The following is a 2,917-nucleotide window of genomic DNA, read 5'->3' as shown; positions in this document are numbered from 1 at the left end:
CCTGGGCCGGGTACGACCCGTGGGGCGGCACCCCGCCCCACGCGGCCCCCCACGCCCGCTCCGGCACCCCCGGCCCCGAGGACCCGGGCCCGCAACACTCCGGCCCCGGCGACTCCGGCCCCGGCGAACCCGGCCCCGGGCACGCGGGCTCCGACGACTCAGGCGCCTTCCACGACTCCGACGGCTCGCGCTCCGACGGCTTCCGCTCCGGCGACTCCGGGCCCGGTCCGCGTGCCCGCCGTCGCGGGGTGATCGTCGCCGTCACGCTCGCCGCCCTCGTCACCGGCACGCTCGGCGGCTACCTCGGAGCACGCTACGAACGCGACGGCGGCACCCACCCGCTGACCCTGCCCGCGCCCGCGCCGGGCCCCGGCCGCCCGGCCGGCAGCATCGCCGACCTCGCGGCCCGCTCGCTGCCCGGCGTCGTGACCCTGCGCGCCGCCGGCTCCCGCGAGGCCGGTACGGGCACCGGCTTCGTCCTCGACGACCGGGGCCACATCCTCACCAACAACCACGTCGTCGCCCCCGCCGACGGCGGTGGCGACCTCAGCGTCACCTTCTCCGGCGGCCAGACCCTGCGCGCCGAACTCGTCGGCAGGGACGCGGGCTACGACCTCGCCGTGGTCCGCGTCCGGGGGGTGAGGAATCTCACGCCGCTCACGCTCGGCGACTCCGGGGGCGTCCAGGTCGGCGACCCCGTCGTGGCCCTCGGATCCCCCTTCGACCTCCCCAACACCGTCACCTCCGGGATCATCAGCGCCACGGAACGCCCCGTGACCGCCGCGGGCGAGGGCGGGGAGAGCGCCGTCTCCTACGTCAACGCGCTCCAGACCGACGCTCCGCTCAACCCGGGCAACTCCGGCGGCCCCCTCCTGGACGCCACCGGGCACGTCATCGGCGTCAACAGCGCCATACGGTCCGCGAGCGGCACGGGCGAGGGACAGGCGGGCAGCGTCGGGCTCGGCTTCGCGATCCCGGTGAACCAGGCCCGCTGGGTCGCGGGCGAACTCCTCGCCCACGGGCACGTCGCGCACCCGGTCATGGGTGTCGTGCTCGACTCCCGCGAGGACACGAGCGGCGCCCTCGTCGGCAGCGGGAAGGACGCCGTCGCCCCCGGCGGGCCCGCCGACCGCGCGGGCCTCGCCCCCGGCGACCTCGTCACGGCGGCCGACGGCCGCCCCGTCACCTCCGCCGAGGACCTGATCGTCCGCGTCCGCTCCCACCGCCCGGGCGACCGCCTGCGCCTCACCTGGGTCCGGGACGGCAAGGAGCACCGCACGACCCTCACCCTGGACGCGGCGGACTGAACCCGCGCACGGGAGGCGAGCACGGAGGCGGAGACCCGGCCGGGCCCCCGCGGGCCCGGCGCCTCCGGGGCGGCGGCCGTAAACGGGACCGGCGGCACCGTACCGTCCGTGGGAGGCGCCGGGTACCGTGGACCAGGCCCGGGGACGCGCGGTGGACGCGCCGCCCGCCCGGGGACGGCGCGAGGAGTTCTCAGGTGTTCAATGACGTGGGCTTGTTCGAGGTACTGACCATCGTCGTGCTCGGCGTGATCATCTTCGGGCCCGACAAGCTGCCGAAGATGATCCAGGACGGGATGCGTGTCCTGCGCAAGGTCCGGGAGTTCACGGACAGCGCCAAGAACGACATCCGCAGCGAGCTGGGGCCCGAGTTCAAGGACTTCGAGTTCGAGGACCTGCACCCGAAGAACTTCGTGCGCAAGCAGCTCGCCAAGGGCGAGGACGAGTACGGCCTCGCCGAGATCCGCTCCAGCCTCGACTTCCGCAAGGAGATGAACGAGCTGGCGGACACCGTCAAGGGGCGCGAGGCCGAGGACGACGACGAGGTCGCGAAGGACGAGCGCTCCCTCACCGACCTGAGCAAGAAGGCCGAGCCCGACAACACGACGGACCTCACCAAGCGCCCCGCCAAGGCCGACCTCGCCAAGCGCCCCGAGCCCGCCGCCTCGACCCCGCCCCCGTACGACATCGACGCCACCTGAGCCGCGGCCGCCACCACCCCGCGCCGCCCCCGCGTCCCGCGCCGCCCCCGCGTCCCGCGCCGCCTCCCGCGTCCCGCGCCGCCTCCCGGGCCCCGCGTCCCGCGCCGCCTCCCCGTCCCCGGCGCCCCCATCCGCCGCCCGCGTGGTTCGGCTCCGCCGTGTGACGTGCGCGCGGCGAGGGGTGGCTATCCTGCCGTGTCGGGGTCGTTGACCCCGCGAACAGCGAGGAGGCGGCCACGACGATGGAGACCACGAGTCAGGTGGACGGACAGCCACAGGACACCGAGGGCGCACCCCCATCCCGTCCGGCGTCCCGGCGCGACGACGCGCTCTACCGCAAAGCGGCCTTCCCCTGGTACGGCCTCGACGCCGCGTACACCGGGCCGCGCTGGCTGATGCAGGCGGCCGTCGCGGGGGACGGCGCCGTGGAACACGGCTCGCTCGGCCACGGCGAGGAGCCCTCGGTGCGCACCGAGAGCGGTGCCGACAAGGAGCGCTTCGCCGCCGTCGTCACCGTCGCCGCGCACGAGGGACGGCGCACCGCCGACGGCACCGGGATGCTGGAGGCCACGACGGTCTCCTCGGCCGCCTGGCTCGCGGGCGCCGGGCTGCTCACCGTGACCTGGCCCGGCCAGATCGACCACACGCTGCGCGACGACTGGCTCGACCAGCAGACGGAGGCCGCCTGGGAACTCGCGGACGACCTCGAAGGCGAGGTCTGGTCGAGCCTGACCCTCCCCGTGGACGGCCGCCCGACGCCCTTCCACTACCGCGAGTCCGAGTACGGCTGGGTGCTGGCGGGCACCGCCGGGGACAGCGGCGTCCATCTCGGCGCCTACGGCCGGGGGATGAGCGCCTACGGGCTCGCGTTCAGCCGCGTCGAGGACCTGGACACGTACCGGTGAGGTACGG

At 75.6% G+C, this 2,917-nt stretch carries 3 protein-coding genes; all 3 read left to right on the top strand.

Features of this window, described 5'->3' with window-relative positions; genetic code table 11:
• On the top strand, positions 1 to 1,307 hold a 1,307-nt coding region (locus SSBG_RS08440), incomplete at its 5' end, for a S1C family serine protease (protein ID WP_008745773.1).
• 194 nt (positions 1,308 to 1,501) lie between these two features.
• Entirely contained in the window at positions 1,502 to 2,005 is a 504-nt protein-coding gene (locus SSBG_RS08435; RefSeq protein ID WP_008745772.1) for a sec-independent translocase, read from the top strand.
• 242 nt (positions 2,006 to 2,247) lie between these two features.
• Positions 2,248 to 2,910 carry a hypothetical protein gene (locus SSBG_RS08430; protein ID WP_008745771.1) on the top strand — a complete coding sequence of 221 codons (663 nt, stop codon included), beginning with the start codon at positions 2,248 to 2,250 and terminating at the stop codon, positions 2,908 to 2,910.
• The last annotated feature ends 7 nt before the right edge of the window (positions 2,911 to 2,917 follow it).

The organism is Streptomyces sp. SPB074, assembly GCF_000154905.1.
Taxonomy (GTDB): Bacteria; Actinomycetota; Actinomycetes; order Streptomycetales; family Streptomycetaceae; genus Streptomyces.
Note: the sequence above shows the minus strand (reverse complement) of the source record. Positions and strands in the feature narration are given on the sequence as shown.